Raw genomic sequence first — 23,205 nt, 5'->3', positions numbered from 1 at the left:
CATGAGCGCAGCGAACGCATCCGCCCCGTCGCACTCGTTGCAGGACGAAGCGCGCGCGAACGAGCCCTCGATGGAGGAAATACTCGCTTCCATCCGTCGTATCATCGCCGACGACGACAGCCTGCCGGAGGCGCGTCGCGATGATCGCCGGCGTGCGCGCGACATCGACGCGGCGCGCAGCGCCTATCCGGCGCCCGTGCTTGAGCGACGCGAGGACGAACCGCCGTTGTCGCTCGTTGACGACTTGCGCGACGGGGTCGAGGACGCAGGGGAGGTTCGGCTGGTGTATGTCGCCGGCGAGGCGGCTGGGCACGAGACGGGAGCCGAACTGTCGGAGGGCGAAGAGTCCTCCGAGATTGAACGCGTGGCTGAGCACGAAGAGGCGGGCACGGAGATCAGCGATGTTGCGCCGGCCGTTGAGAGGGCGTTGCTGTCGGACGAGTCCGCTGCGACGGTCGCGTCAAAACTTCAAGCGCTCGCCGCTGGCGTAGCATTCAGCGAGAGCGACATTCTCGACAGGTGCGCAAAAGAATTGCTGCAGCCGATGATGCAGCAATGGCTCGAGGCCAATCTGCCGTCGCTCGTGGAGCAGCTGGTGCGCGCCGAAATCGAACGGATCGCCCGGCCTGCAAACCGTCTTGCGGCTTCGGCGCGCAAACCCAGTCAGCCTTAACGACGCTTTAAACGGGTCGAAGCTATCCTCGCGGCCATGCATCGGCTCCGAGTCATGATTCATACGCTCGTCCTCCCGCTTAGCCTCTACACAGTGGCTGGCGTCTTGGCCGCCTATTTCATCTGGCACGGCGTTAACGGCCAGCGCGGGCTGAAGATCGGTGAAGAATATGAGCAGAAGCTCGATCAGCTGCGTCTGGAGCGCAACCTGCTCAAGCTTCAGCGCATGCATTGGGAAAGTCGCCTGGCCCTCATCAAGGGCGAGACCGTAGACGCCGACATCCTCGACGAGGAGGCGCGCAAGCGACTGGGGCGGGCGCACAAGAACGACGTCGTGATCTTTTTGCCGCCGCCGGGCGCGCCCTAACCTCGGCGCGGCGAGAAACGCGCCTGCAAGCCGGGCGGTCCCGCGCAGTCGACAAGGTCCCGCGAGATCAGATCTTCAAGATGGGCGAGGGCGGTCATCGCCGCCGCGACGTGGAGACGTTTGTCGACGCCTTCGTAAATGTGGGCGACGATTTCAGCGATCGTTTCGTCCCCCAATTCGAGACGCTGAAGAATGGCGGCCTCGCGCGCGCGCCGGTGATGAAGCAGGGCGCGCAGGAAACGCTGGGGATCGTGCACCGGTTCGCCGTGCCCCGGCCAATAGATGCGGTCACCGCGCCCGCGTAGCCGTTCGAGCGACGCCATATAGGCGCCCATGGAGCCGTCCGGCGGCGCGATCACGGTGGTCGCCCAGGCCATCACATGGTCGCCGGTGAAGAGCGCCTGCTCCTTCGCGAGCGCGAAGCAAAGATGGTTCGCCGTATGACCCGGCGTCGCCAGGGCCACGAGTAAAGCGTCGCCGATTTCGAGCGTGTCGCCGTCTCTCAGCACGATATCCGGCGCGTAGGTCCGATCGTGGGCTGCGTCGAGGTTGGGGGCGCCGTGATGTCCCGCCTCGCTGGGCATGTAGGGAGCGCAGCCGGCGATTATTGCGCCCGTCGCCTGCTTCAAGGCGCGCGCCGCCGGCGAGTGGTCGCGATGCGTATGGGTCACCAGCACGTAACGCAGTCTTTCGCCGCCGATGCTTGCAAGCAGCGCCCCGATGTGACGCGGGTCGTCAGGTCCGGGGTCGATGATCGCCACATCGCCGTTTCCGACGAGGTAGCTGCATGTTCCTGTGAAGGTGAACGGACCGGGGTTTGGCGCGAGCGCGCGTCGCGTCAGCGCCGACAGGCGCGCCGAAACGGCTGGGTGTGTTCCGGCTTGAATGACGGCGCCCTCATCGCGACCAAGGGGCCGCACGGCATCATAAGGCGTCGCAGGCGCGCTCGAAAGAGCGGCGCGGCGGTGGGACGTTCCAGCGCCGCGCCACGCAGATTACATCGGGAAAAGGGAGTTCTGACGCTGCAGCTCGGATTGCAGAGCGTAGCCCTTTTTTCCGCCGTAGTTCACCTTGCACCAGGTCGTCTCGCCCCAGCCATAAACGCAGGAGCCGATGTTGACCGTCGTGTTCTCGGGGATGCTGCCGAGGATCTTGTAATTGACGCCAGGGCCTTTGTAGATGGCGACATCGTTGTTGGTGGTCACCGGCGCGACGACGACGTTGTTGCCCTGCGTGCCGAGCACGCCCGCGGCGACGAAGCCCTTCATGTCGCCGGCCTGGATTTGGCACCAGTCGCGCTTCCAGCCGCCGCCACAATCGAGCACTGTGACGTCGACGCCGGCGGGCAGCTGGCCGATGACGGGCCACTTGGGGCTCGGGCCGGACCGGACGTTCGCGGCGCTGGTCAGCGGGCTGGCAAAAGCGGAAGCGCCGAACAGAACGGCAGTCGCCGCAGCGAATCCGATAATTTTCTTCATCTCTATCCTCCCCAGATGAAAACCGGGCCGATTAGCAAGGCCCGTTTCCGAAGACTAACGAAACCGGAGCGAAACGGTTCCGCCCAAGACCGTAGTCCTCGAAGCACACATATTCCTACGCTTGGCTTTAGCAAAGCGAAAGGCCGAGCTGTGCGCCGACCAAATTCCATTAGAGTTATCGACCGCGCTCGCGGCAGAGCAAAAGAATCATGGCGAGGCAAAAAAGAAGCGGCTTCGCCTGCCGGTTAAGGAAGACTCAGCCGCCAAGTTTCTCACGCGCGAACTCGAAACGCACGCTCCCGAGCCGGACGCGCGTGCGCGCGACGCCCGGCCCGAAATTCCGCTCAGTCGAACACCGAGCCCAGCGCGACGCCAAGCAGGCCGACGACGACCGCCGCCGGCAGGATTGCGTAACTGCCCATCAGCAGCGCGCCGATCACGCCGCCGATCGCCGCGGCGATCGCGCCGCCGACGATCTTGCCGGTGTTGCTCTCAGGTTTTTCCGTCGCCGAACCGCCGGCGTTCTGCATCGCCTCTTTCGACATGGCATCCTCGCGAGACATCACTGATCGCCGCATCCATGCGTCGGTAGCAAAGTCATGTGAGAGCGTGATGAGAGTTTCGTGAAGGCCGCGTCACCCGAGCGCCACTTTAGGTTCACACGCGCGGGGTCGCCCCGGTCGCCAATGGCGAACCCGAACCAAGGCTGCCGAAGTTTTAGAGGCCTTAGGATACGAGCCCGCGCACCACCAGAACCGAGCATTGCGCGTGATTGACGATGGTCGTTGCGTTGGAGCCAATGAGAAAACGGTCCATGCCCGGCCGATGCGAGCACAGCACGATGAGATCGGCGCCCCAGTCCTCGGCCTCGGCCAAGACCTTTTGATAAACGGGGCCGAACAGCAGCGTCGTGGACACGCGTTCGGGCGCGCAGTCGATCTTGGCGGCGACCGCCGCTATTTCCTTCTCCAAGCCGCGACGCACCTGAACGGTGAAATTTTCAGGCACGTAGTCGAGAAATGAGATGGGCAGGAGCGATTGCACGTTGACAACGCGCACCTCGCTGTCGAACGCCTTCGCCAGAGCCTGTGCGACGGAGATCGCCCGGTCGGTCATCTCAGGTTCGGTGAGATCGATCGGCAGCAGAATTTTGCGATACATCGGCGCGCTCCGGGAGATTCTCTCCGGATATGGCGCGGGACCTGCTCGAAACAATGATGAGGCGGCGCGCGTTTTGCGGACCGCGGCCGCGGTCCGCGGCGATCGCGAGCCGTTCGCAATCCATCGATCGGGCGGTGGAGCTGCGGCCCGCTAAGTTAACTTCCGAGGTGTTCCGAAGCCCTACAATAATTCCTTGATTATCCACAACTTGCGCTGGCATTCGCTCTGGACGCTTCCGACACTTTCTGGCACATTCCAAGAACTGAACGTGCGTAGGCATGTGCGCAGTTTTTGAGAAAAATCGAAATGCGGAAGCTTGCGAAATTGAGCGCGCGCGCTGTACCTCCAGTGCGCCGACATCGGCGACAAGGGCGTCGTCACGAAGTCATGGATCTTCCGCTTTCAGCTTAATGGCCGCGCCCGCAAAATGGGCTTGGGCAGCGTCAATGACTTTTCCCTCGCCGAGGCGCGAGAGCGCGCTCGGCTGACGCGCCAACAGATTGCGGACGGCATAGACCCTATCGAGGCGCGACTTGCTGAGCGTGACGCGCGCCGCAAGGACGAAGCGGAGCGCATCACCTTTAAGGATGCGGCCGAGCGGTTCTTGAAGGTTCACGAGTCCGGCTGGCGGAATGAAAAGCATCGCTGGCAATGGCGAGCGACGCTTGAAAAATATGCTTATCCCGCCATTGGCACCCGCCCTGTCAAGGCGATCGACGCGCCGATCATCAATCACACTCTCGCGCCGATCTGGAAGAAAACGCCGGAGACGGCGAGCCGGACGAAGCAGCGCATCGAGCGCGTCGTCCATTGGGTGAACGCCGGAATGCCTTTGCCTGCGCCTGGGAAGGCAAAGCGCGTGCAGCATCATCCGGCGCTGCCTTGGCGGGATATCCCCGCGTTCATGGGTGAGCTGCGCGAGCGTGACAGCCTCTCGGCGCGTGCGCTTGAATTTTGCATTTTAACGGCGGCCCGGACGGGCGAAGTCATTGGTGCCCGCTGGCCCGAAATAGATCTTAAGGCGAAGGAGTGGACGGTCCCCGCCGATCGCATGAAAGGAGGCCGAGAGCATCGCATTCCGCTATCTGACCGAGCCGTCGAAGTTCTCACAGCGTTGCCGCGCCTAAAGGGCGAGACGCACGTGTTTCCGGGGCCAAGGAAGGGCGCGGGCCTTTCCAATATGGCGATGCTGGAATTGCTGCGCGGCATGCGTCCTGGCCTGACCGTTCACGGATTCCGATCGGCGTTCAAGGATTGGGCTAGCGAAGCCACAAACCATCCAAACATCGTGAGCGAAACCGCGCTGGCGCATGTCGTCAGCGACAAGGTCGAGGCGGCTTAGCGGCGCGGCGAGCTATTCGAGAAGCGCGCGCGCCTCATGCGCGACTGGGCCGCATATTGCGCGCGGCCGGCCGAGAAGGGCGGAAACGTCGTCCCGATCGCGAGGGCGCGCTAATGCCGCGCAAGGTCGACAGGGGCACTGGAATCACCGCCTACAAGGTCACTGCATACGCAACTAGCCCTGAAGATGCGTCGGCCTTGTCGGAAACGTTCGATAAGTCTGCCAATGCCTGGAATCGAGCCGTAAAAGAAGGCGGCATCTTTCATGCCACGTGGCTTCCCGTCATCAGAACCTGCGAACAAATCTTGTCGGAGGCGAAAGATGCCGTCCCGATAATTGACACTCCCGAGGATTTTGCGCAACGAATTCTTCAATTCATCGCAGCGACGAAAGAGGCAATCAACAGCGGCGACGCCGACCGTGCGGCGCGGTTAGCATCCATTGTTGGCGTGGAATGGGCTACGGCGAAGTTGAAGTGGGGATGGGAAGCTGACGCGCTTCGCGGAGAGAAAGTTGTGGAGAGCGCGAAGGCCGGGGGACACAAAGCAGCCAAGTGGAAAAGGCCAAAGACCGAAAGAGTCCTCGCCCGTATGGAAAGTTTAATGCCGAAGATGACTGTCTCGGGAGCGGCCGGACAGTGCGCAAAGGAAGGCTTGGGCGCCGCGGCCGGCAATAGAGCGTTGTGGTATCGCCACCGCCGCGAAAAAAAGTTGTGACACTGCCGGCCACTGTCACAACGCATCGCGCGTAGTTGTTCCGAACCTTCTAAGGAGGTTTGGAACATGCTGAAACCAACAAAGCGCGATATCCCGGCGTCGTGCGGGCCGGAACTCATTCAATTCCTGCGTCGCCCCGAAGTGAGCCGCATTACGGGCCTGCCCACGTCGACCATTTATCAAATGATGGCGTCGGGCACGTTTCCGAAAAATTTTCGCATCAGCGCGCGCCTCTGCGCGTGGCGCGCCGATGAAGTCGCCGCTTGGCAGAAGGCGAAGCTCGCCTCCCGCGAGTCGGCGGCCGCGTAAATGTCCGCGCCAAAATGGCGAAAGCCGCCCCCGCGTGAGGCAGGGGGCAGCTTTCAAAACCGTGACACCTTGGGTGGGGTCACCGTCGAAAATACCGCAGCGGACTCGTCGCGGCAACAAATTCCGAGCCGGGCCGATCTCGCCCGAAATTCTCGCGGCTTCGCGTCAATCGCCTGAATTGGAAATGGCGTGACGACGCCTCCGGCCGGCGTGGCGATAACCTCGCGTCGCTTCGCGCCTTTATCGGGGAGGCGCGCCGATGAGCGCCCGCTCCCTGCCCATCGGTCTGAAAAAGATGGTTATGGTCGCGCGCTTCCGTCGCGCGCAGTTTCAAAAATTCGCCCGACATGCCCGGACGATCCCGGGGTTCGACTGGCAGTATTTCACCGACCTGATGGTCGACGAGGGCAACATCACCCCCGCCGGGTTCTATGAATCCCTAAACAGCGACGGTTCGCCGGGCTATTGGCGGGGAACCCGGCTCGGCGATTTCTTCTTCAAGGGCAAGAATGCTCCTTTCGATCTCGACGAGGAGCTGCCGGACGAGATCATCGCTTGCGTGAAATCCTCGCTTGATCGCATCAAGCTTCACAACGGTCATGACCGATTCGCCGCCGCGCGCCGGCTCGGCATCACGGCGGCATGGCGTCTCGAAAACAGGGCGTGGTTGCTCGGCGCCTGCGATCAGACGCCCGAGGAGATGGACGCCGCTCGCCGCGATAGGGCTCGCGTGCGCGCCGCCGAACGTCGGCGGGCCAGGACTGTGAATGAGCGCGAGCGGCGCGCCAAGCAGCGCCGCGACGCCCTACGACCGACTCGTGCGGTCTATCTCGACAACGCCGCGCTGATACGTGAAGCCTGCGCGCTCGCCCGTATTTCTCGCGACACATACGACCGCAGGAGCCCCGGACAGCGCGGAGCCTTGCTGGCGGCGGCGCGCCAAGCGCGCCAAGCCGCCTTGGAGGAAACCCTCTCGGATGGTGCGGAAAGTATGGTGGCAACGACATATAAGGAATCAATTGGGATGGTGGCCACCCAACTTTCCGCAAACGAAAATGAGGCAGGTGAGCCCGACATGGGGATGTCCGGCTCGCGCTCTCGCGCCTGGGGCGCTCGGTCGCCGGATACCAGCGCTCGGGACCGCAGCGTATCGATCAGGAAGTTGTCGAGGAGTTCGGGCGCGGCGGCGTTCTGATCGGCGCCGCCGCCGTCCGAGCCGGGCGATGACCATGTCGCACGAGGTGGAGCGCAGGGGTAGGGGGGTGCAAATCCCTGCCGCCCCAGGGGGCGGTCACCGGGTGGGGTCCGCCGTCTTCTCCGTCGCGAAATTGATATCGGGGGTCAAATTGGCCAAAAACGCAATCGCGCACCGATTAGAAAGAGGCGCGCGAATGAACGAGTGCCTCGGTCGCCGTGCATTCGCCTGGGCTCTGGCGTCGTGGAAAAGACAAATCCCACGTCAGTCCGGTTTTGACCCAAAGCAGACGTTACGCTTTGGGAAGAAAAACTCCGACAAATCGACGATGAGCGGCGCGTCGCCAAGGGACTATTTACTCCATGGAAATTCCAGCGCCGATGTATCATGACCAAGCGCCCGGGTGCGGTTCACCAGCGCCGACAACTGTTTCTTCGATGGCAATCTGCGCGTGAAAATGAACACATTGTCCAGCGTCGGGCTGGTCTCGATGAACCAACTGTAGTCGCGCGCGTGATCGACGATGTTGTATTCGACCGACAGCAGCGGATTGTAGCGAACCATCAGCCTGGAATTGACGCCCGGATCGAGGATCTCGGCGTCGCCATTGAGAACAGTCTCTTCGGCACCCTTGCGACAGGCGTCACGCACATGGACCTGATTGGGCTGCGCGCCGCGTGCATAACTCGTCGTTCCTCTTACACAGCCGTCGGTGATCCACATGGGGCGGCGGGCGACTTCGAGCCAGGTTCCCCGATAGAAGCGCGCCGGGTCGATCGGTCTTACCGGGCGGTCCTGCGCGAGCGCCTGCGCGCTGGCGCCGAGCGCCAGAAGGATCAGCAGAGAGCGAATGACGCTGTTCTTTTTCATCATGTTCTCCCTCGGGTGGCGCTGACGCGTCAACGCGACACGCGTGTCCAACTGATCGATTTGCAGACGATCCCCGCGAGCACGCATCCGCGAGTCTGCATCGACTGCGAGCCGTAATTGATCTCGAGGCGGTAATTGAGCTTACGCTGCGGGTCATAGGCAGTGCCGGACATGGAGGAATCGCCGCCCGAAACTTTCATCACCAGCCGATCGCCGACATGTTCGTCGCTCGATGGATCGCGAATCCAGGTATTAATCGCGCAAAGCGCGCCGCCGCAGGGCGCGATGCGCACACGGGCATTGCCGTCGCCACGCGCCCAACTGCCGAGAATGCCGTTATTCTCGGCGCTAGCGAATCCTGGGATCAGCATTGTCCCGAAGAGGATAGAAAAGAAACGGGCAAGTAGCCTATTGCGCATTATTGCCTCCTTTCGTCATGCATGGGTGAGCCGATAAAGCCCTACATCGATCGCGCTGGCGCGGAAGCCGCCTTCGCAATAGCAGAGGTAGTAGTCCCACAGCCGCCGGAAGGACGGATCGAAACCGAGCGCTTCGATCTCGTTCCAGTTCGCATGGAAGCGACGACGCCAGTCGGCGACCGTTCGCGCATAGCCGTCGCCGAACGTCTCGATCGTTTCGAGGCGCAAACCCGCGCGATCCGCTTCCTCCTGCAGGGCGCGCGGACAGGGAAGCGCGCCGCCCGGAAAGATGTAGCGCTGGATGAAATCCGGCGTGTTCATGTACTCCTCAAAGCGGCCGTCTTCTATGGTGATCGCCTGCAACACGATATAGCCGCCCGGCGCGAGTCGATCGCGCAGCGTCGAGAAATAGACGGGCCAATAGTCGCGGCCGACCGACTCGATCATTTCAATCGAGACAATGCGGTCGAAGACGCCGGAGACGTCGCGATAATCCTGCAGACGAAGATCGACCCTTGACTGAAGGCCGCGCTTCGCAATCACGTCTTGCGCGTTGGCGAGCTGTTGCTTCGAAAGCGTCAGTCCAGTGATGGCGCCCGCGCCCGTCTGCGCCATCTCGGCGGCGAGACCGCCCCAGCCGCAGCCGATCTCTAGGACCGTTTCGCCATTACGCGCGTCGAGCAGATCGAGCACGCGATCAATCTTGTTGCGCTGCGCCTGTTGAAGTGTCTCTTCTCCCGTTGGATAGATACCGGACGAATAGAACATCTGCGGATCGAGCCACAGGCGATAGAATTCATTGCCCAGATCGTAATGCGCGGCGATGTTGCGCCGGCTGCCGGCGCGGGAATTGGCGCGCAAGCGATGCATCAGCCAGTTTGCGAAACGGGCCGGCGCGAAGCCCTGCACCGCGCGCATGAAGGCGTCGCCATTGACAGCCGCAACCTCGATTGCGGAAACAAGATTGGGGCTGCTCCACTCTCCGCGAAGGAAAGCCTCCGCGAAGGCGACGTCGCCGGAGAACAGTAGCCGCCGAAGCGCCGACATTTTGTGAACAACGATTGTCGCTTCCGGCCCCGGCTTTGGACCGTGACAGTCGACGCGCGTCCCGTCCGGGAGCACGAAGATCAGACGGCCCTTCTCCATCGCCGCCATCACCTTGCGCAGGACAAGCGCCGAAAGCCCCATGCCGCTCCCGGCAATGCGACCCGACACCGAAAGACCCTGTGTGCCGGGGGACGTCAGATCTGACATGAAAGGCTTTCCTTTTCGCTGTTTTGCTTGATGACGACGGTTACGGCGCGATCAGGCGGCGGCGGCCGGACATGCAGCCGGACGCCCTTGAGCCAGATCAGCAACGCTTCGTAGTGAATGCCGGCGATCACTTTCAGCGTCAGCAGCGGATGCGAGAGAAAGACGCGCAGCAAGGCGTGATCGTCGAGCGTCTGGCGCGCGAGGCGCTGCGTGGCGATCAGCATGTCGCCGGCGTCGTCCGCAACCGATATCGAGATCGTGTAGGCGTCGTCCGGCGGCTTGATCCGGAAACTGTACGCCATGTCCATCGCCACGAAGGGCGAAACATAGAACTGCTTCGAACAGTCGTGACGAAGCTCTTTGCGGTCCGCGTTGACCGGAAAGAGATAAGCGTGACGCTGCCCGAATGTGTTGTTGACCTCGTAGAGGATCGCCTGTATCGCGCCATCGACGCGATAGCAGAAGAAGATGCTCAGCGGATTGAAGGCGAAACCGAGAATGCGCGGCATGGTCAAGAGGCGGATCGCGCCGCCCCGCGCCTCGAGACCGGCGTCGCGCAAGATCGACTCGACTTCGCTGCGCAGATCGCCAGTGCGGGCGAAAAGGTGATCCTGCGCGCGAAATCCGAAGAGATTGAAGCGCGCGAGCGAGAACAGCCGGAGCTGTTTGTCGAGCGACGGCAACTCGTCGAGATCGAGCAGCAGCGCGAAGACGCGATAGCGTAGCCGGTGCGCTTTCGGCCGCAGACGGCGATGCGCCACCGAACCGACATAGAGCGCGCTGTTCACCGCCATCGTCCGCTCCTATGCCCGCGGCGCCGGGCCGACATGGATGCGGCCGGATTCGTTTTCGACAGTCCAGGGCCGCCGCACGCCGCCAAGCTGTTCCGCAACGGCAAGGCCGGACTGCAGCCCGTCTTCATGAAACCCCGACCCGAAATAGGCGCCGCAGAACCAAGTGCGGCGCACGCCCTGAAGCGACCAGAGTTCGCGCTGGGCGTCGATGGCGGCGAGATCGAATATCGGATGCTCATACACGAAGCGGCGGGAGACAAGGTCGTCGCGCGGCGGCGTAATGGCGTTCAGCGTCACGAAGAGCGGCGTCGACGGCGAGAGGTCCTGAAGCCGGTTCATCCAGTAGGTGACGCAGAGCGGAGAGTCCGGACCGGATGCGAGATAGTTCCAGCTCGACCAGATTGAACGCAGTCTCGGCATCAGCGCCGCGTCGCCGTGAAGGATAGTTTCGTTGCAGCTGTAACGAAAGCGCGAGAGCAGCCGCGTTTCCTCCGCGGACGGATCGCCGAGCATGCGCAACGCCTGATCCGCATGCGCGGCGATCACCACATGATCGAAACGCTGCGCGCCGCCGGACCATTCGACGACAACGCCATCGTCGGCGCGGGTAACCCGCCGCACCGAAGCGTTCAACAGCACACGCTCGCCGACCGGCGCAGTCAGCTTTTTCACATATTCGCGGCTACCGCCTTCGACCGTACGCCACACCGGCCGGCCGGTAATCTTCAGCAGCCCGTGATTTTCGCAAAAGCGCGTGAACGCCCGCGCCGGATATGCGGCGACATCGCGCGCGGGAAGCGACCAGATCGCCGCCGCCATCGGATAAAGATGATCCTCACGGAAGGGCGCGCCGTAGCGGTGCATGTCGAGATAATCGCCGAGCGTCATGCCCTCCATCTGCGCGATTTGACTGGGCGCCTCAGCATAAAACCGACGAATGTCGAGGAGCATCGACCAGAAGCGCGGGCTGACGATGTTTTTCTTCTGCGCAAAGAGTGTGAAGAGGTCGTTGCCCGCATATTCGAGCCCCCCGTCCGCCATCGACACCGCGAAAGTCATCTCGCTCGGCTTCGTGCGGACGCCGAGATGCTCGAAAAGCTTCGTCAGATTTGGATAGGCCGGCTCATTATAGACGATGAACCCGGTGTCGACCGCGATCGGGCCCAACGGCCCCTCGACCTCGACGGTGTTGCTATGCCCGCCGGCATAGTCGCCCTGCTCGAAAATCGTGACCTCATGCGCATGAGACAAAAGCCACGACGCTGAAAGACCCGTGACGCCGGCCCCGAGCACAGCAATTTTCAGCCGTTTATTCAGGCCGCTAGGCGCCATCCTCCGCCTCTCGTGCAACTTCTCTCTTTCTTGCGCCGTCACAATCCTGTCCTTTACGGTCTGCAGCGTTATACGCTCGGGCTTGGCCAATGGATCACTCGTTTCGGGCGCCGCCAGACGAACCGCGTAGCCCGGTGATCCAAATTCGCAGGCCGCGCGTAGAAGGGAGCATGATTGGCGCTGTCGCTACACAGACTGTCGAGATCCCGGACCGGCGCGCCGTCGCGGAATCGCGTCTTCGGGAAGCGTCGACGATGACCCTGCGAACGGCGCCCGCCGCCTTGTCTTCGGCGGAAGCGACAAGCCTCATCAGGCGAATTGCCGAAACGCAGGACCGCGGGGCCTTCGCGGCCCTGTTCGCTTACTATTTCCCGCGCGTGAAGGCCTATATGCTGCGCGTTGGCGCGTCGCCCGCCGGCGCGGAAGAGTTCGCGCAGGAAGCGCTGCTGCGCGTCTGGCGCAAGGCCGATAGCTTCGATCCGCGCGCGGCGGCGGCGTCGACCTGGATTTTTGTCATTGCGCGAAACCTGCGCATCGATCGACTGCGCGGCGAGCGCAACATCGATGGGTTCGAACGCGATCCAAGTGAGGAGCCGGATGCGCCGCCGAGCGGCGAAGCGATCGCCATCATGAATGAGCGGCGCTCCCGCCTGCACGCGGCGCTGGCCGCACTCCCGGCCGAGCAGGCGCACATCATCGAACTCTTCTATTTCGAGGAACACCCCCAGTCGGAAATCGCGCGGATGCTCGGCGTGCCGCTCGGCACGGTGAAATCGCGCGTGCGGCTGGCGGTTCAGCGCCTGCGTGCGGAACTCGAGGATCTTGGATCATGACAAATCCCGGCCATGCGCCCGAGGATCTTATCCTGCGCCATGCGACGGGCGCGCTCGATCCGGCGTTTTCGCTGCTCATCGAGACGCATCTCGCAATGTCGCCGGCCTCACGGCGGCTGCACGCACACTTCGAGGCGCTTGGCGGCGCACTGCTCGAGGAACTCGCGCCAGCGGATGTTGACCCCGCCGCGTGGAACCGCGCCCTGCGCGCACTCGACACGGATGGGGAGCCGGCCGTCGACCTTCCCAAGCGCAAGGCGACGCATCCCAAATTGCCAGAGGGATTTGCTTTGCCGGCCCCCCTCGCCAGTGTCGACATCCACCATTGGCGTTGGATTGCGCCTGGCGTCCGGTCCGCAAGCATCGCCCTGCCGGAACATGGCGCGTCGCGCGCCTTTCTGCTCGAGATCGCTCCGGGCATGACCGTTCCCCGGCACGGACATGTGGGCGACGAGGCGACCTGTGTGCTGCGCGGCGGGTTTCGTGATCGCGACGCGCATTTCGGGCCGGGCGATGTGGCGCAGGTCGACGAAGAGGTCGAGCACGACATCATGATTGACGCGGGCGATCCGTGTCTCTGTCTGATCGCCATGGAAGGACGCACGCGTCCGAGCAGCTGGTTCGGACGTCTCTATCAGAAGTTCCGGGACATATGAGTCTTGGACTTCTTCTGCTCGCGACGGCGAGCGGCCTCTCTGCGGTCATGGCTTTTGCATGGCTCCTGCAGCGCAGGACCGGCCAGTCCGGCTGGATCGACGCGACATGGTCCTTCGCCATCGGAGCAGCAGGAGCGTTTCTCGCGCTGGCGCCGCTCGATGGCGGAGCGCCGGGCGCACGGCAGGTTTTCGTCGCCGCTTTCGCGGTTGCCGGCGCGGCGCGTCTTGGACTGCATATCATCGCGCGCAGCATCAACGCTGGCGAAGATCCGCGCTATTTCGAGCTGGCCGTGGAGTGGGGCGCCGATTTTCCGTGGCGCCTGTTCTGGTTCCTGCAGATTCAGGCGGGCTGCGCGTTCCTGCTGTCGCTCGCTGTTTTTCTTGCCGCCCGCAATCCCGTCGCCTTTCCGGCCCCAACCGACATTGCCGGCGCGGTCATTCTGGTCTCCGCGATCGCGGGCGAGGCCTGGTCCGACGCGATGCTTGCGCGCTTTCGCGCGACGCGCGGTCCTGGCAGAAGCGTCTGCATGGAGGGGCCGTGGGCTTGGTCGCGGCATCCCAACTACTTTTTCCAGTGGCTGAACTGGGCCGGCTTCGCGGTCGTCGCGATCGACTTTAGCGGCGCCTGGCCGCAGGGCTGGCTCGCAATGCTGGCGCCGGCCTTCATGTACTGGCTGCTCGCCCATGTCTCCGGCGTTCCGCCGCTTGAAAAGCATATGCTGGCGTCGCGCGGAGACGCGTTCCGCGCCTACCAGGCGCGTGTGAACGTCTTTTTTCCCGGCCCGCAAAAGCGCTTGTGAATCTGGTTGGAGGATCGTCGAATGTCCCTTATCGCTTCGGCCGTCAGCGTCGTCGAACGCGCGCCCCTGCCTGACTCGGTTTTGCGCATGGGCGTCGGTTATCTCGTCGGCCGCACGCGGGACCGCCTCAGCCTGGCCCCGCCAGCGGCCGTGGAAGCATTTGCGCGCGACATGGCAAACTACCCCATCGCGATCCACACGCGGGAAGCCAACGCGCAGCATTATGAAGTGCCCGCGCGATTTTTCGAACTGACGCTCGGGCCGCGCCGCAAATATTCGTGCTGCTATTACGACTCGGCCGAAACCACGCTCGCCCAGGCGGAGGAGCGCGCGCTCGAAGAAACCGCGCGGGACGCCGGGCTGGCCGATGGTCAGAGGATTCTAGAACTCGGCTGCGGGTGGGGATCGCTTTCGCTCTTCATGGCGCAGAGCTACCCGAACGCCCATATCACCGCGGTGTCCAACTCCGCGAGCCAGCGCGCCTATATTGAGGGGCGAATTGCGGAGCTGGGTCTAACGAATTTGCGCGTGATCACGGCGGATATGAACGATTTCGCCATGGATCAGCGCTTCGACCGGATCGTGTCGATCGAGATGTTCGAGCATATGTCGAACTGGCGCCCGCTGCTCTCGCGGTTGCGCGGCTGGCTTTCGCCGGAAGGATCGCTTTTCATCCATATCTTCACGCACCGCAACCAACCCTATCGCTTCGATCACACCGAGAAAGCCGACTGGATCGCGCAGCATTTCTTTACGGGCGGCATCATGCCAAGCCGTCAGCTCATTCACAGCTTCGGGGATCTCTTCGAAGTCGAGGCAGAATGGCTGTGGAGCGGCCTTCATTACCAGCGCACGGCGATCGACTGGCTTCGCAATTTCGACGCCCGTCGGGACGAGATCAACGCGGTCCTGAGCGAAACCTACGGAAGCGACGCCACGCTCTGGCGCCGCCGCTGGCGACTGTTTTTCCTCGCAACAGAAGGCCTTTTCGGCGATCGCAATGGTGAGGAATGGGGCGTCAGCCACTATCGCCTGCGTCCATCCCGTGGATAATCTGCACGCGCTTAGGCGGCGTGTGAAAGACTACGCCGCCGCCGCCGATCCGCTGACGGCGACGTCCAACAGGCTCGCGCTGATCCTCGCGTCGAACCAGCCATTCTATCCGCTCTACGTGCGTTGGGTGACCGGAGAAGCGCACGCGCTTCTCGCTCTGACGCTGCTTTCCACCCCGTTTTTTCTCGCTTCGCCATGGATGGCGAGGCGGTTCCCGGACGTTGGACGCTTGTGGTTCCCCGCCGTCGGCGCGATCAACACGTTTTTTTGCGCCTTCATTTTTGGCGAGGGGTCCGGCGTCGAGTGGTTTCTCGCGCCATGTCTGATAATCGCCGTTCTGTCGTGTCGCAGGACGGATATGCGTGCGCTCGGCGCCTATGTCGGAGCACTACTCTGCCTATTCATGCTGCTGCATGGCGGTTACGGGCAGCCCCTATATCCGATGGATGCGACGCAGCAAGAAGCCCTAAGCTCCCTCAACTTCTATTCCGCCTCTACTTTGAGCGTGATAGCAGCATGGATGTTTATGTCCATACGGCGCGAACAAGGTCTCCTCATCCCGTGAAGCGCCTTGCGGCGGCATAGCCTGCGGATGCCGCAATCGCGGTGAGGAAAACACCCCAGCACAAATCAACGATTGTTACGAGCACGGGCCAGTGATTGAGCGTCGCTTGATTGGTCAGGTCATACGTGCCGTAAGCGACAAGGCCGAACACAGCCCCATTCAGCGTCGCCTTCCGCCAGTCGCCATTCTGGAGCGCGGGCGCGCATGCAAAATAGACAACTCCGAATAGGTAGAGCGCGTAAAAGGCAATCGCCGGCGCAGCCCGAAAGTCATCCGCGAGCAGCACACCGAGTTGCGGCCGGTAAAAGCTCTCGGCCATCGATGTTAGCCAGATCACGTCCAGCGCCAGCATGCCGAAAGCCGCGCCTGCATAGGCAAAGATGATGCGGAACATCGAGTCTCCTGACGACCCCGGATGTTTATACGAGCGGCGTCGCCAAGAGGATCACGAGCAGGCTTTGCAGTTGCAGCGCCAAAAAGTATCCTCGCGGCTTTTATGTTCGAGCGGGCCGCCGTTTCGCCATCGCCGACGCTCTCTAAATCTTTTGCGTTGAATTCGATCGCGCCAGTGACCAGAGCGTTCGTTCTTTCGGCGTATTGTTATGTCCGACGTGTGCTTTTTGGCGATTGCTCAAAATTTATGTCGCGAGTAAGCCTTTGGCGCGGTCGCGGTCGCGGAAAGTCTGCTCCTGGCGCTAAGCGGTCTTCGAAGTGCCCAGTCTTGAAGCCCGATCAGTGTCGGATCGTCATCGCCGATGCCCGAGCGGTTCACGCGCGGCGAGACGATCCATTCTTGCAACGCGTCCTCGGTAGGCGCGTGCAACAGCGCGGCAGGATCGCCGCCGACCAGCCACGCCCCGACCTCGCGCCAGCCGAGAATTACCGGCATCCGATCATGAAAGCGGCTCATCCAATCGTTAGCGGGCCTGACAATGATCGTCGTCGAGTCGATCATCTTCTTTGTCTCTGGGATTGGTACGCTTTCCCAGAGCCTAGCGAAGGCGAGCAGCCGGCGGTCAGGCGCTAAGAAAAGTCGGCGTACTCGCGTCCATTCATAGAAGCCCAGCTGATGACGCGCGGCGCGCACTGATGCCGATCGAAACATCGGCTTCTCAGCGACCGGTCTCGGCATGGAGTTGAACGTCGCCGGCAGTTCCTAAAATGGCCTTTCACCAGAGCGGCTCCGCGGCTCCGCATGACCGCAGTCCGAAAATTTGAAGAGCCGGCTCTGAACCCTTCATCGCGCCGAGCGGCAGCGTGCTTCTGCGCCCTCGCCAAACACCCCCTCAGCGCGCGGACGCAACGGTGAGGGGATTTGTTGTACGCAGATATGCGCGTAAAGAAGCGGCCGCTTCAAAAGGTAACATAAATTCAGGAGCTTATGTTGTCATTTGGTGGAGCTGCGGGGAATCGAACCCCGGACCTCTGCAGTGCGATTGCAGCGCTCTCCCATCTGAGCTACAGCCCCGCTCCGGCGCGTGGGGTACACGGGGGGCGATAGCCTGTCAATCGTGTTGGCGCCGCCAAGCGCCGCCAAGCGCTTGCCATCGCGAATTCTTGTCGCATGAGGGTGCCGCGCCCCCAAGGATTGCCGCGACGGGGCAGGGAGGCTAGACAGGGCGGAACCTCATCCGCTGGAAGCCGGTCATGTCCTACGCTATGGTCAAACTTCTTCTCACGATCATCGATATTTACTGGTGGATTCTGCTCGCCACGGTGGTTGTGTCCTGGCTCACGGCCTTCGACGTCATCAATATGCGCTCGAACGTCGCCTATTCGATCTGGAAATGGCTGAACGCCATGACCGAGCCGCTGCTGGGTCCGATCCGCTCGGTGCTGCCCAGCGTCGGCGGATTAGACATCTCGCCGCTCATCCTGCTGCTGCTCATGCAGTTCCTGCGCGATCTCATCGCCAACAGCGCCGGCGCCTACGCGCTTGGGTGAAGGAGGCGCGGAGAAAGCATCCTCCGCATGGGCGATCGAATCGGGAGGCGTCGCCGTTTACGTGCGGCTGACGCCGAAAGGCGGACGCGACGCCGTCGAAGGCGTGGAGACTCTCGCCGACGGCCGCAGCGTCCTGAAGGCGCGGGTGCGCGCCGCGCCGGAGAACGGCCGAGCGAACACGGCGCTGATCGCGCTGATCGCGTCGACGCTAAGAACCCCTAAAAGCGCGGTTTCGATCCGCGCCGGCGCGACCAGCCGCGTCAAAACAGTTTTCGTTGCGGGCGCGCCCGCGCTTTATCTCGACGCGCTGGCGAAGCTGGCGCCAACAAACGGTTAGGACATGAGCAAGTCGAAGATCAACGTCGGCAATTTTTTCGAAGACTTTAAAATCGGCCAGATCATTCGCCACGCCGCGCCGCGGACGGTCACAGTCGGCGAGGTCGCACTGTATACGGCCCTGTATTTGCCGCGCTTCGCCGTGCAGTCCTCGACCGCTTTCGCGCAGGCGATCGGCTACGAGCGCGCGCCGATCGACGATCTGCTCGTCTTTCATCTCGTGCTCGGTAAGACCGTGCCCGACGTCTCGCTCAACGCCATCGCCAACCTCGGCTACGCCGATTTCAAATTTCTGATCCCCGTCTATCCGGGCGACACGCTGTCGGCGACCTCGGAAGTCATCGGCCTTAAGGAAAATTCCAACAAGGAAACCGGCGTCGTCTATGTGCGCACGACAGGCGCCAATCAGCGCGGCGAGACCGTGCTGAGCTATGCGCGCTGGGTAATGGTGAAAAAGCGCGACCGGGACGCCCCCGTGGGACCGGAGGTCGTGCCCGATCTGCCGAAGTCCGTCGCCCCTTCCGAACTTGGCAAGGCGGCGCCGGCGATCAATGTCGGCGCCTATGACAAGGCGCTCGCCGGCTCCCGCTATTTTTGGGGGGATTACGACCAGGGCGAGAAAATCGACCATATCGACGGCATGACGGTCGAGGAGGCGGAGCACCAACTCGCGACCCGGCTCTACCAGAACAACTCGAAAGTTCATTTTAATCAGTACTATGAGGCGCAGGGCCGTTTCGGCAAGCGCATCATCTACGGCGGCCATGTGATTTCCCTCGCCCGGGCGCTGTCCTTCAACGGCCTGGAGAACGTCTTCCATATCTCGGCCGTGAACGGCGGACGCCACGTCAACCCGCTGTTCGCGGGGGGCACGGTCTTCGCCTGGTCGGAGGTTCTGGAGAAGGCGGAGATCCCCGGGCGCCAGGATATCGGCGCGTTGCGCCTGCGGCTCGTCGCAACCAAGGACAAGCCCTGCGCCTATTTCCCGCTCTACGGAGCCGACGGCAAGCCCGATCCGGCGGTGCTGCTTGATCTTGATTATTGGGGCGTGCTGCCGCGATGAATCAGCTATGATCGCCGTCGTATCAAGGATGTTGGGGAGATTGGTCGAATGAACAGAACTTTGCTTGTTGCGCTCTCATTCTGCATGGCCATCGCGGTCGCCCATCCTGTCCGCGCGGAAACCGCCGCGCCCGACAGCAAGGTCGTCGTGCCTATGGAAGCGTTGCCGCGTTATGGCTCGCTCGTTTCCGCTTGGTACAAAAAGCCAGTCTACGATTTGAACGATAAGAAGGTCGGCGTGATCACCGACATGCTGTTTTCAGGCGGCGAGATCAACGCCGTCATGCTCGACGTCGGCGGTTTTCTCGGCATCGGCGCGAAGCACGTCGCCATTCCGGCCAACGACATCACGGTCACAGAAAAGAACAACAAGACGTGGCTGACCATCAATACGACAAAGGACATCGTGAAGAAGGCGACCGGCTACAAATATGATGCGGCCGAACACGCCTGGAAGGTGAAGTAGCAAGGGCGCCGCGCCGTGAGAATTTCGCGTAGCGCGCCGTCCGGCTGCCGCTCGTTCCAAAAAGGATTCTTCTATGCTGAAACGCGTCTTCGTCACAGCCTCGCTCGCTCTTGCCGCTTTGGCGCCGCTACCGGCTGGCGCACAAAGCGCCCAAACCGAAACCATTGTAGTCGTGCCGCTCGAAAGGCTGCCGGTCTATGGTTCGGTGGTCTCCGCCTGGTACAAGCAGCCGGTCTATGATCCCAATGAAAAGAAGCTCGGCTCGATTGCGGACATGTTGTTTTCCGCCGACGGCTCCATAAACGCCGTGATGCTGAACGTTGGCGGCTTTCTCGGGCTCGGTGTGAAGCATATTGCGATTCCCGTATCCGCGATCACCATCACTCAGAAAAACAACAAGAGCTGGCTGACGCTCAACACGACGAAGGACCTGCTGAAGAAGGCCCTCGCGTATAAGTTCGACAAAGCCACCGGTCTGTGGGACCCGATTTGATCGGCTGAACTGTTCCAGACGCGCGCGGCGGCCTGTCCTCCTGATGGATATCTGCCGCGAAGCTTGGAACATCGATCTTCGATGCTTGTTCTAGGCACACACACGAACGCCGTTCGTGTGGCGCTAACAACATGACCGGAGACAGCCATGCTCAAGTCCTACCTCCTCGCAGGCGCGCTTATCGCGACGCTGTCAGGCGCGGCTTTGGCCGAGCAGATGAATCGCACGACCGATCGTCCCGCCGGGGCGATGGACCGCTCAACGACCGGGACGATGGATCGTTCGACCACTGGGGCCGCGGCGGGTCGGCCGGATTTCCTGACCACGCTTCCGCAGAATGCGCTGCTGGTCTCGAATATCCATGACCAGAACGTGTACGATCCGCAGGAGAACAAAATCGGCGAAGTGAAGGATCTCGTGCTGGATCGCGGCGGCAAAGTCACCGCGGCTATCATCTCAGTGGGCGGCTTCCTTGGCATGGGCGAGAAGGACATCGCCGTCGCCTTCAGCGATCTCCGCGCCACTGAGCGCAACAACAAATGGTGGCTGACGATCAACGCCACCAAGGACGAGCTGAAGAACGCAACGGGCTTCCGCTTCGACAAGAACAAGGGCCTTTGGACCCTCGGCAGCAAGTAACCGCCGCAAGTAACCGCCGTCGGCCTGTTTTGACGCTAACCTCGCCGCTCTGCGGCGAGGTTTTTTCACATTCGCGCCGGCAGCTTGTCCTCGTCGGCAAGATTGGAGAATCGGGTGACCTCAGCCTCGAAGGCGAGCTGCACCGTCCCTGTCGGACCGTGACGCTGCTTGCCGATGATCGCTTCGGCGCGGCCATGCGCGCGCTCCATCTCCGCCATCCATTGAATGTGTTCTTCGGTGCCTTCGCGCGGCTCGCGGTTACGCAGATAATATTCTTCGCGATAGACGAAGATGACGACGTCGGCGTCCTGCTCGATCGAGCCTGACTCGCGCAGATCGGACAGCTGCGGCCGCTTGTCGTCGCGGTTCTCGACCTGGCGTGAGAGCTGCGACAGCGCGATGATCGGCACATTGAGCTCTTTGGATAGCGCCTTGAGGCCGGTCGTGATTTCCGTGAGTTCCTGCACGCGATTTTCATTGCGGGAACGCGAACCGGCGAGCAGTTGGAGATAGTCCACGACGAGAAGGTCCAGGCCTTTCTGGCGTTTGAGGCGCCGCGCCCGCGCGGTGAGCTGCGCGATCGAGATGCCGCCGCTCTGATCGATGTAGAAGGGAATGCTCTGCATTTCCCGTGCGGCGTCGGCGATGCGCCGAAAATCGTCCTCATTGATGTCGCCGCGGCGGATCTTGTAGCTCGGCACGCCGGATTGCTCGGCGATGACGCGAGTCGCCAATTGCTCGGCCGACATTTCCAAAGAGAAGAAGCCGACGATGCCGCCATTGATCGCCTTATGCGTTCCGTCGGGCTCAGCTTCGAATTGATAGGCGCGCGCGACATTGAAGGCGATGTTCGTGGCGAGAGCGGTCTTGCCCATGCCCGGTCGCCCGGCGACGATGATGAGGTCGGATTTTTGCAGACCGCCCATCTTCTCGTCGAGATCGAGCAGGCCCGTGGCGACGCCGGACAGATGCCCGTCGCGCATATAGGCGCTGCTCGCCATGTCGAGCGCGGTGGTGAGCGCGTCGGCAAATCGCTGAAAGCCGCCGTCATAGCGTCCCGTCTCGGCGATCGAATAGAGCTGCCGTTCGGCTTCTTCGATCTGCGCGCGCGGCGGCGAATCGATCGGCGAATCATAGGCCGTGTTGACGATGTCCTGCCCGATGACGATGAGATCCCGGCGAACCGCGAGATCATGAACGGTGCGGCCATAGTCCTCGGCGTTGATGATCGTCGTCGCCTCGGCGGCGAGTCGGGCGAGATAGGCCTGGATCGTCACGCCGGCCGGAAGCTCGATGTCGGCGAGAAAAGTTTTCAGCGTCACGACGGTCGCGAGCTTGCCGGCGCGAATGAGCTGCGCCGCGATTTCATAGATGCGGCGGTGCAAGTCCTCGGAAAAATGCTCGGGTTTCAGGAAGTCCGAGACTCTGTCGAAAGCGTCATTGTTGACGAGAATCGCGCCGAGCAGCGCTTGCTCAGCCTCGATATTGTGCGGCGGCGCGCGATAGGCGGGCGCGTCCGGCTGCGCGACCTGAAACGCGCGCCGGCCCGCCAATTGTTCGATTGGTGGCATCGATGATCGGACTTGTTTGAGACTGTTCCGGGCTGCGAACGCGACGCGCGAGCCTGAGACGCCGTTAACAATACATTAACGCGTCGGCGCCGCCATAGGCTTTTGTCCGCTGCAGCGAGAAGCGAGTCTTATCCACACGGTGAAAAAAGATTCGTTCGCGCGTGTCCGACTCTTCTTGCATTTAAAAGAGAATCAGAGAGGGCCCGGAAAACGAAACCGGCGGCCCAAGGGCCGCCGGCGATGGACGCGTGCGCGGTTACGCGAGCTTACATCTCGACGTCGCCGGCTTCCGCAAGAGCCGCGCCGACTTCGAGGCCGAGATCGTCCATCGACGTCTCTTCCCGAATCGTAGCGCTTTCGCCGCGCGCCTGCCGCTCGGCCTCTTCTTCCGAACGGGCGACGTTGATTGTGATCTTCACATCGACTTCCGGATGCAGATGCACGGGCGTCTGATGAAGGCCGAGAGTCTTGATGGGATGCACCAGGACGATCTGATCGCGATTGACCGAGAAGCCGCCCGTGGTCGCCGCCTCGGCGATATCTCGCGCCGAAACCGAGCCGTAGAGCTGGCCGCTCTCGCCCGCCTGGCGAATGATATTGAAGCTTTGTCCGTTGAGCTTTTCGGCGACGGCTTCGGCTTCTTTCTTAGCCTCGAGATTGCGCGCTTCGATCTGCGCCCGCTGTGTCTCGAAATGCTTCTTGTTGTTTTCCGTCGCCCGCAGCGCCTTGCCGCGCGCCAGCAGGAAATTGCGGGCGTAGCCGTCGCGCACGCGCACGGTCTCGCCCATCTGGCCGAGCTTGGCCACGCGTTCCAGCAGAATGACGTCCATCTTTGCTACTTCTCCGAGATTGCGGGCTATGTCGAGAAAAACCGGGCG

Annotated in this window: 30 protein-coding genes and 1 tRNA gene; 17 read left to right on the top strand and 14 right to left on the bottom strand. The window is 62.2% G+C overall.

The features are described 5' to 3' along the window. Positions 1 to 70: 70 nt before the first annotated feature. Together A3OO_RS0113735 and A3OO_RS0113730 are read left to right on the top strand one after the other, a co-directional pair. Positions 71 to 673, top strand: a complete 603-nt coding sequence (locus tag A3OO_RS0113735) for a PopZ family protein (RefSeq protein ID WP_245257159.1) — start codon at positions 71 to 73, stop codon at positions 671 to 673. Between the two features lie 105 nt (positions 674 to 778). Then, positions 779 to 1,039: an FtsB family cell division protein gene (locus A3OO_RS0113730; RefSeq protein ID WP_245257158.1), complete on the top strand. Its 261-nt coding sequence runs from the start codon at positions 779 to 781 to the stop codon at positions 1,037 to 1,039. Here A3OO_RS0113730 and A3OO_RS0113725 read toward each other — a convergent pair. The 4 genes from A3OO_RS0113725 to A3OO_RS0113710 form a co-directional block, all read right to left on the bottom strand. Then, entirely contained in the window at positions 1,036 to 1,959 is a 924-nt protein-coding gene (locus A3OO_RS0113725; protein ID WP_018408413.1) for an MBL fold metallo-hydrolase, read from the bottom strand. The genes A3OO_RS0113730 and A3OO_RS0113725 overlap by 4 nt on opposite strands. A gap of 75 nt (positions 1,960 to 2,034) precedes the next feature. Then, positions 2,035 to 2,517, bottom strand: a complete 483-nt coding sequence (locus A3OO_RS0113720) for an SH3 domain-containing protein (protein ID WP_018408412.1) — start codon at positions 2,515 to 2,517, stop codon at positions 2,035 to 2,037. 344 nt (positions 2,518 to 2,861) lie between these two features. After that, positions 2,862 to 3,080 (bottom strand): hypothetical protein, encoded by a 219-nt coding sequence (locus A3OO_RS0113715; protein WP_018408411.1) that lies wholly within the window; start codon positions 3,078 to 3,080, stop codon positions 2,862 to 2,864. A 163-nt stretch (positions 3,081 to 3,243) separates the two neighbouring features. Continuing rightward, positions 3,244 to 3,678: a universal stress protein gene (locus A3OO_RS0113710; protein ID WP_018408410.1), complete on the bottom strand. Its 435-nt coding sequence runs from the start codon at positions 3,676 to 3,678 to the stop codon at positions 3,244 to 3,246. A gap of 337 nt (positions 3,679 to 4,015) precedes the next feature. Here A3OO_RS0113710 and A3OO_RS21715 point away from each other — a divergent pair, with 337 nt between their 5' ends. The 4 genes from A3OO_RS21715 to A3OO_RS0113690 all read left to right on the top strand — a co-directional run bounded on the left by A3OO_RS21715 (position 4,016) and on the right by A3OO_RS0113690 (position 7,240). Then, positions 4,016 to 5,020: a tyrosine-type recombinase/integrase gene (locus A3OO_RS21715; RefSeq protein ID WP_342446767.1), complete on the top strand. Its 1,005-nt coding sequence runs from the start codon at positions 4,016 to 4,018 to the stop codon at positions 5,018 to 5,020. Between the two features lie 113 nt (positions 5,021 to 5,133). Then, entirely contained in the window at positions 5,134 to 5,736 is a 603-nt protein-coding gene (locus tag A3OO_RS0113700) for a hypothetical protein (RefSeq protein WP_018408408.1), read from the top strand. Between the two features lie 66 nt (positions 5,737 to 5,802). Further along, complete coding sequence (locus tag A3OO_RS0113695; protein WP_018408407.1) at positions 5,803 to 6,045, top strand: helix-turn-helix transcriptional regulator; 243 nt, start codon at positions 5,803 to 5,805, stop codon at positions 6,043 to 6,045. Between the two features lie 259 nt (positions 6,046 to 6,304). After that, positions 6,305 to 7,240, top strand: a complete 936-nt coding sequence (locus A3OO_RS0113690; RefSeq protein WP_018408406.1) for a hypothetical protein — start codon at positions 6,305 to 6,307, stop codon at positions 7,238 to 7,240. 351 nt (positions 7,241 to 7,591) lie between these two features. Here the strand turns inward: A3OO_RS0113690 and A3OO_RS0113685 are convergent, their stop codons facing one another. Genes A3OO_RS0113685 through A3OO_RS0113665 form a run of 5 tightly spaced genes read right to left on the bottom strand, consistent with a single transcriptional unit; the run spans position 7,592 to position 11,909 of the window. Further along, positions 7,592 to 8,113 (bottom strand): lipocalin family protein, encoded by a 522-nt coding sequence (locus A3OO_RS0113685; protein WP_018408405.1) that lies wholly within the window; start codon positions 8,111 to 8,113, stop codon positions 7,592 to 7,594. Positions 8,114 to 8,139: 26 nt separating this feature from the next. After that, on the bottom strand, positions 8,140 to 8,529 hold the full coding sequence (locus A3OO_RS0113680; protein ID WP_245257157.1) for a DUF2147 domain-containing protein: 390 nt from the start codon (positions 8,527 to 8,529) through the stop codon (positions 8,140 to 8,142). A 15-nt stretch (positions 8,530 to 8,544) separates the two neighbouring features. Further along, the gene (locus tag A3OO_RS0113675; RefSeq protein WP_018408403.1) at positions 8,545 to 9,717 is read right to left on the bottom strand and encodes a class I SAM-dependent methyltransferase; all 1,173 of its coding nucleotides are present in this window, start codon (positions 9,715 to 9,717) and stop codon (positions 8,545 to 8,547) included. Positions 9,718 to 9,770: 53 nt separating this feature from the next. Beyond that, positions 9,771 to 10,577, bottom strand: a complete 807-nt coding sequence (locus A3OO_RS0113670; RefSeq protein ID WP_018408402.1) for a DUF1365 domain-containing protein — start codon at positions 10,575 to 10,577, stop codon at positions 9,771 to 9,773. 9 nt (positions 10,578 to 10,586) lie between these two features. Then, the gene (locus A3OO_RS0113665) at positions 10,587 to 11,909 is read right to left on the bottom strand and encodes an NAD(P)/FAD-dependent oxidoreductase (RefSeq protein ID WP_018408401.1); all 1,323 of its coding nucleotides are present in this window, start codon (positions 11,907 to 11,909) and stop codon (positions 10,587 to 10,589) included. 170 nt (positions 11,910 to 12,079) lie between these two features. Here A3OO_RS0113665 and A3OO_RS0113660 point away from each other — a divergent pair, with 170 nt between their 5' ends. Genes A3OO_RS0113660 through A3OO_RS0113640 form a run of 5 tightly spaced genes read left to right on the top strand, consistent with a single transcriptional unit; the run spans position 12,080 to position 15,816 of the window. Further along, positions 12,080 to 12,742 (top strand): sigma-70 family RNA polymerase sigma factor, encoded by a 663-nt coding sequence (locus A3OO_RS0113660; protein ID WP_018408400.1) that lies wholly within the window; start codon positions 12,080 to 12,082, stop codon positions 12,740 to 12,742. Continuing rightward, positions 12,739 to 13,398 carry a ChrR family anti-sigma-E factor gene (locus tag A3OO_RS0113655; RefSeq protein ID WP_018408399.1) on the top strand — a complete coding sequence of 220 codons (660 nt, stop codon included), beginning with the start codon at positions 12,739 to 12,741 and terminating at the stop codon, positions 13,396 to 13,398. Before A3OO_RS0113660 ends, A3OO_RS0113655 begins: the two co-directional genes overlap by 4 nt. After that, a complete protein-coding gene (locus A3OO_RS0113650; RefSeq protein WP_018408398.1) occupies positions 13,395 to 14,198 on the top strand; it encodes a DUF1295 domain-containing protein in 804 nt (267 codons plus the stop codon). Before A3OO_RS0113655 ends, A3OO_RS0113650 begins: the two co-directional genes overlap by 4 nt. A gap of 21 nt (positions 14,199 to 14,219) precedes the next feature. Continuing rightward, positions 14,220 to 15,251 carry an SAM-dependent methyltransferase gene (locus A3OO_RS0113645; protein WP_018408397.1) on the top strand — a complete coding sequence of 344 codons (1,032 nt, stop codon included), beginning with the start codon at positions 14,220 to 14,222 and terminating at the stop codon, positions 15,249 to 15,251. Positions 15,252 to 15,273: 22 nt separating this feature from the next. Continuing rightward, positions 15,274 to 15,816 carry a hypothetical protein gene (locus tag A3OO_RS0113640; protein ID WP_198008811.1) on the top strand — a complete coding sequence of 181 codons (543 nt, stop codon included), beginning with the start codon at positions 15,274 to 15,276 and terminating at the stop codon, positions 15,814 to 15,816. On the opposite strand, the gene A3OO_RS0113635 is transcribed toward A3OO_RS0113640, so the two are convergent. The 3 genes from A3OO_RS0113635 to A3OO_RS0113625 form a co-directional block, all read right to left on the bottom strand. After that, positions 15,806 to 16,210, bottom strand: coding sequence for a DUF2177 family protein (locus tag A3OO_RS0113635; protein ID WP_018408395.1), 405 nt, complete (start codon positions 16,208 to 16,210; stop codon positions 15,806 to 15,808). The two genes, A3OO_RS0113640 and A3OO_RS0113635, sit on opposite strands and share 11 nt — an antisense overlap. Positions 16,211 to 16,447: 237 nt before the next feature. Continuing rightward, the gene (locus tag A3OO_RS21710) at positions 16,448 to 16,948 is read right to left on the bottom strand and encodes an SOS response-associated peptidase family protein (RefSeq protein ID WP_083909765.1); all 501 of its coding nucleotides are present in this window, start codon (positions 16,946 to 16,948) and stop codon (positions 16,448 to 16,450) included. Between the two features lie 260 nt (positions 16,949 to 17,208). Continuing rightward, a tRNA-Ala gene (locus A3OO_RS0113625) sits at positions 17,209 to 17,284 on the bottom strand. 179 nt (positions 17,285 to 17,463) lie between these two features. Between A3OO_RS0113625 and A3OO_RS0113620 the strand changes: the two genes are divergently transcribed. The 6 genes from A3OO_RS0113620 (at position 17,464) to A3OO_RS0113595 (ending at position 20,756) form a co-directional block, all read left to right on the top strand. Further along, positions 17,464 to 17,760, top strand: a complete 297-nt coding sequence (locus tag A3OO_RS0113620; RefSeq protein WP_026222972.1) for a YggT family protein — start codon at positions 17,464 to 17,466, stop codon at positions 17,758 to 17,760. Next, positions 17,753 to 18,097, top strand: coding sequence for a DUF167 family protein (locus A3OO_RS0113615; protein WP_018408392.1), 345 nt, complete (start codon positions 17,753 to 17,755; stop codon positions 18,095 to 18,097). The genes A3OO_RS0113620 and A3OO_RS0113615 overlap by 8 nt, the downstream gene beginning before the upstream one ends. A 3-nt stretch (positions 18,098 to 18,100) precedes the next feature. Beyond that, the gene (locus A3OO_RS0113610; RefSeq protein ID WP_018408391.1) at positions 18,101 to 19,159 is read left to right on the top strand and encodes a MaoC family dehydratase; all 1,059 of its coding nucleotides are present in this window, start codon (positions 18,101 to 18,103) and stop codon (positions 19,157 to 19,159) included. Between the two features lie 48 nt (positions 19,160 to 19,207). Next, positions 19,208 to 19,624, top strand: coding sequence for a PRC-barrel domain-containing protein (locus A3OO_RS0113605; RefSeq protein ID WP_040573441.1), 417 nt, complete (start codon positions 19,208 to 19,210; stop codon positions 19,622 to 19,624). Positions 19,625 to 19,697: 73 nt separating this feature from the next. Next, positions 19,698 to 20,117, top strand: a complete 420-nt coding sequence (locus A3OO_RS0113600) for a PRC-barrel domain-containing protein (RefSeq protein ID WP_018408389.1) — start codon at positions 19,698 to 19,700, stop codon at positions 20,115 to 20,117. 147 nt (positions 20,118 to 20,264) lie between these two features. Next, on the top strand, positions 20,265 to 20,756 hold the full coding sequence (locus tag A3OO_RS0113595) for a PRC-barrel domain-containing protein (protein ID WP_018408388.1): 492 nt from the start codon (positions 20,265 to 20,267) through the stop codon (positions 20,754 to 20,756). 65 nt (positions 20,757 to 20,821) lie between these two features. Here A3OO_RS0113595 and A3OO_RS0113590 read toward each other — a convergent pair whose 3' ends face one another. Beyond that, positions 20,822 to 22,327 (bottom strand): replicative DNA helicase, encoded by a 1,506-nt coding sequence (locus A3OO_RS0113590; RefSeq protein WP_018408387.1) that lies wholly within the window; start codon positions 22,325 to 22,327, stop codon positions 20,822 to 20,824. 266 nt (positions 22,328 to 22,593) lie between these two features. Then, complete coding sequence (gene rplI, locus A3OO_RS0113585) at positions 22,594 to 23,157, bottom strand: 50S ribosomal protein L9 (protein ID WP_018408386.1); 564 nt, start codon at positions 23,155 to 23,157, stop codon at positions 22,594 to 22,596. Positions 23,158 to 23,205: the final 48 nt, after the last annotated feature.

Origin of the sequence: Methylocystis rosea SV97 (assembly GCF_000372845.1) — a bacterium.
GTDB lineage: Bacteria > Pseudomonadota > Alphaproteobacteria > Rhizobiales > Beijerinckiaceae > Methylocystis > Methylocystis rosea.
This window is presented reverse-complemented; position numbering and strand designations above follow the sequence as displayed.

Bases quoted from the DNA above. Each gene is read 5' to 3' on its own strand.
- A3OO_RS21710 (WP_083909765.1), bottom strand. From the start codon at position 16,948: ATGCCGAGACCGGTCGCTGAGAAGCCGATGTTTCGATCGGCATCAGTG.
- A3OO_RS0113695 (WP_018408407.1), top strand. From the start codon at position 5,803: ATGCTGAAACCAACAAAGCGCGATATCCCGGCGTCGTGCGGGCCGGAA.
- A3OO_RS0113710 (WP_018408410.1), bottom strand. From the start codon at position 3,678: ATGTATCGCAAAATTCTGCTGCCGATCGATCTCACCGAACCTGAGATG.
- A3OO_RS0113680 (WP_245257157.1), bottom strand. From the start codon at position 8,529: ATGCGCAATAGGCTACTTGCCCGTTTCTTTTCTATCCTCTTCGGGACA.
- A3OO_RS0113675 (WP_018408403.1), bottom strand. From the start codon at position 9,717: ATGGGGCTTTCGGCGCTTGTCCTGCGCAAGGTGATGGCGGCGATGGAG.
- A3OO_RS0113650 (WP_018408398.1), top strand. From the start codon at position 13,395: ATGAGTCTTGGACTTCTTCTGCTCGCGACGGCGAGCGGCCTCTCTGCG.
- A3OO_RS0113720 (WP_018408412.1), bottom strand. From the start codon at position 2,517: ATGAAGAAAATTATCGGATTCGCTGCGGCGACTGCCGTTCTGTTCGGC.
- A3OO_RS0113660 (WP_018408400.1), top strand. From the start codon at position 12,080: ATGATTGGCGCTGTCGCTACACAGACTGTCGAGATCCCGGACCGGCGC.
- A3OO_RS0113590 (WP_018408387.1), bottom strand. From the start codon at position 22,327: ATGCCACCAATCGAACAATTGGCGGGCCGGCGCGCGTTTCAGGTCGCG.
- A3OO_RS0113635 (WP_018408395.1), bottom strand. From the start codon at position 16,210: ATGTTCCGCATCATCTTTGCCTATGCAGGCGCGGCTTTCGGCATGCTG.
- A3OO_RS0113690 (WP_018408406.1), top strand. From the start codon at position 6,305: ATGAGCGCCCGCTCCCTGCCCATCGGTCTGAAAAAGATGGTTATGGTC.
- A3OO_RS0113735 (WP_245257159.1), top strand. From the start codon at position 71: ATGGAGGAAATACTCGCTTCCATCCGTCGTATCATCGCCGACGACGAC.
- A3OO_RS0113600 (WP_018408389.1), top strand. From the start codon at position 19,698: ATGCTGAAACGCGTCTTCGTCACAGCCTCGCTCGCTCTTGCCGCTTTG.
- A3OO_RS0113700 (WP_018408408.1), top strand. From the start codon at position 5,134: ATGCCGCGCAAGGTCGACAGGGGCACTGGAATCACCGCCTACAAGGTC.
- A3OO_RS0113685 (WP_018408405.1), bottom strand. From the start codon at position 8,113: ATGATGAAAAAGAACAGCGTCATTCGCTCTCTGCTGATCCTTCTGGCG.
- A3OO_RS0113620 (WP_026222972.1), top strand. From the start codon at position 17,464: ATGTCCTACGCTATGGTCAAACTTCTTCTCACGATCATCGATATTTAC.
- A3OO_RS0113595 (WP_018408388.1), top strand. From the start codon at position 20,265: ATGCTCAAGTCCTACCTCCTCGCAGGCGCGCTTATCGCGACGCTGTCA.
- A3OO_RS0113670 (WP_018408402.1), bottom strand. From the start codon at position 10,577: ATGGCGGTGAACAGCGCGCTCTATGTCGGTTCGGTGGCGCATCGCCGT.
- A3OO_RS0113610 (WP_018408391.1), top strand. From the start codon at position 18,101: ATGAGCAAGTCGAAGATCAACGTCGGCAATTTTTTCGAAGACTTTAAA.
- A3OO_RS0113645 (WP_018408397.1), top strand. From the start codon at position 14,220: ATGTCCCTTATCGCTTCGGCCGTCAGCGTCGTCGAACGCGCGCCCCTG.
- A3OO_RS0113665 (WP_018408401.1), bottom strand. From the start codon at position 11,909: ATGGCGCCTAGCGGCCTGAATAAACGGCTGAAAATTGCTGTGCTCGGG.
- A3OO_RS0113605 (WP_040573441.1), top strand. From the start codon at position 19,208: ATGAACAGAACTTTGCTTGTTGCGCTCTCATTCTGCATGGCCATCGCG.
- A3OO_RS0113655 (WP_018408399.1), top strand. From the start codon at position 12,739: ATGACAAATCCCGGCCATGCGCCCGAGGATCTTATCCTGCGCCATGCG.
- A3OO_RS0113715 (WP_018408411.1), bottom strand. From the start codon at position 3,080: ATGTCTCGCGAGGATGCCATGTCGAAAGAGGCGATGCAGAACGCCGGC.
- rplI (WP_018408386.1), bottom strand. From the start codon at position 23,157: ATGGACGTCATTCTGCTGGAACGCGTGGCCAAGCTCGGCCAGATGGGC.